The following is a 2,393-nucleotide window of genomic DNA, read 5'->3' on the forward strand; positions in this document are numbered from 1 at the left end:
AATAAAGTCATGTCAGATAATTTAGACTTTTTCAGGTGCTCAATGCCGAGAAAATATTCTTTCTCATAATCTCCGATTCCGAATCCCCCTTCTGTGGTAAAAGATTGATATTCTCCGTTGTCATCATACAAATGGTCCCAAAGTACACGGCTATCTGTAAAGTAGCCAATAACCGAAATTACCTTATCTCTTGGATAAAAATTATTCTCTATTAGTCTGGTAAAAAATGATGGATTTTTACCCTCTCTCTGTTTCTCTAAATGGAAAAAACCAAACCTTAGAAATTGAGGTTTTAGTTTGAAGTTGTAAATGGAGTCTAAGTGAACATAATTATTGAAGATAACTTCTTCTCTGTTAATTTCAGGGTTAAAGGAATACTTCAAATCTTGTATGATGTGATTAAAAGCAAAAGTATCTTTAATGGACTTTGAGTACGTTTCAGCATTCGACTCGTAAGATGCTACAAAAGCTTTCATCACACCTTTAGAGTAGCTGTGGTAATATGGTGAATAGTCTGTAGTATCTAAAGTAACCATCTGTTCTAATTTTTTTACAGCAGGGTGTTTTATATGGTCGGTATTTAGTAGTTCTAAAATATGTTTAGCAGTGTATTTATAGGTTACCAATTGATCAATACCTATAACGGTCAATTTATCTTCTTTAGGTAGACAATCGTTTAAGATTTTAAGGTCTTTCCATTTTTGATAGGTTTCTATACTGCGTTCCTGTGGCACTCGCATGCCATAGTAGCTTACCAAATCTTTTAATAATAATGTATCACCGGTTTGTAAGTAGGTATTGAAGAATTGGCCAAGGCTAAAATCGGTCTCAGGTAAATAGTATTCAATGATGCCTTCTTTAGTTAAAGAAGTAAGAAGGGAATGCTCAACTGTTTCTGTTTTAGCACTACCGTGATATGCACCAAAACCAATGATATTAAAATCTTGTTGTGGAAATTTGAATTCCCTATTGGTAATATCAATGCGGTTATTTTTCAGATATTCCGCTTTTGATTGCGCGTAGTTGTAAATAGATACTAATGTAAATATTGCTGTAAAAATTCTTTTCATGGTTTGGTTTTCATAAGAGATAACCAATTTTCAGAATTGTTACAGAAACTTATTCAGAAATAATTTTCTGATATTATTTACAAAATGATATTAAGAAAGAATTAGTAAAGGGTCCCCATTACTTGAGTTTTCTTTTCGAAAAACATTTCCTTACCATTTTTCAATTCATTGTGCTTTTCTAAGGCATTCAAGTTAATGTTATTTTTGATAGAATATTTTTCTTGTGAAATGTCAACTTGCATGATATTTATTTTTAGATGAATTTCTAAGATAAAAATTAATCAGCTGAAAATCATTTAATTACAACTTAATAGTACCGTAATGGCTAAAAAATGTGAATATAGTATTTATAGGTGGGTATAATTTTGAGATTAATTTTAAGAGGTGCTTTTTTTGAGAATTCTTATTAGGGAGATTGATTGATTTTGAATTAATACTTCAGTTCAACATCTTTTCCAATCTCAATTTGAGCTAATGCTTTATTATTTTCTCCATAGGTTAAAGCAAAAATGTCGATATACATTTTATTACCATACCATGAAAACCCAGATTTTCCAGAGCCATCTTTTACTTCAATAATTTCGTAGGGAGTACCAATTGTTTTTTCAAAATCTCCAATAGTTTTTGAAGATTGGCTTAAAGCTTTTTGATAGAAGTGATCACCAGTAAATGTTTTTGAGATGACAATAGTTTTTAACCTTTCTGTGGTGTCATCAAAATAAAGAAAGATATTATCATATTTAGAATCATATACTTGGTATAAATCAATATCTGAAGGAAAATATTCAAAGCTTAAATATCCTTCGGGTGCATGGTTTGTTTGCTTTAAGTTGTTGAATTTTTTCATTTTTGTTCCAATTTTGATGGATTTAAATCCATCAAGCTTTAATAAATTCGTTTGTTGTCCAAAAGAATATAGAGAAAGAAGAAAAGCTAAGATTAATATTGTTTTTCTAGCCATGGTATGTTTTATAATTTGACATCAAAAAGAACTAACATCTAGAAAGATACAATTTTCAATAAATAATAATTTTTAACAAATTGAAATATAAAACTGCAATCAATATATAATACAATATAGAATAAGCATTTTTTAAATAAAACCTATCATTTTATAGTTCTAACGCATTAATTTTAGGAAGAGAGAACTATCTTATACATAAATTAAAATAATATGAAATCTAAGATTTATATTTTTCTTACTTTAATTTCTATATTTTTTTCAGTGAATGCTCAAGATATCAATGGTAAATGGATAGAATTTGAAACTCCTAATAGTATAAGAAAGAAACAAGTAAATATAATTGAAATTAAAAATGATAG

The 2,393-nt window shown here is 28.6% G+C and carries 3 protein-coding genes; all 3 read right to left on the minus strand.

Annotation, left to right across the window (positions count from 1 at the left end; genetic code table 11):
• A partial coding sequence (locus ABJI11_RS15995; RefSeq protein WP_348354409.1) for a hypothetical protein occupies positions 1 to 1,070 on the minus strand: 1,070 nt, incomplete at its 3' end.
• A 101-nt stretch (positions 1,071 to 1,171) separates the two neighbouring features.
• Entirely contained in the window at positions 1,172 to 1,312 is a 141-nt protein-coding gene (locus tag ABJI11_RS16000) for a hypothetical protein (protein ID WP_348354412.1), read from the minus strand.
• 188 nt (positions 1,313 to 1,500) lie between these two features.
• On the minus strand, positions 1,501 to 2,031 hold the full coding sequence (locus ABJI11_RS16005) for a hypothetical protein (protein WP_348354415.1): 531 nt from the start codon (positions 2,029 to 2,031) through the stop codon (positions 1,501 to 1,503).
• Between the last annotated feature and the right edge of the window lie 362 nt (positions 2,032 to 2,393).

Source organism: Maribacter sp. (assembly GCF_039968975.1).
GTDB lineage: Bacteria > Bacteroidota > Bacteroidia > Flavobacteriales > Flavobacteriaceae > Maribacter.

Bases quoted from the DNA above. Each gene is read 5' to 3' on its own strand.
- ABJI11_RS16000 (WP_348354412.1), bottom strand. From the start codon at position 1,312: ATGCAAGTTGACATTTCACAAGAAAAATATTCTATCAAAAATAACATT.
- ABJI11_RS16005 (WP_348354415.1), bottom strand. From the start codon at position 2,031: ATGGCTAGAAAAACAATATTAATCTTAGCTTTTCTTCTTTCTCTATAT.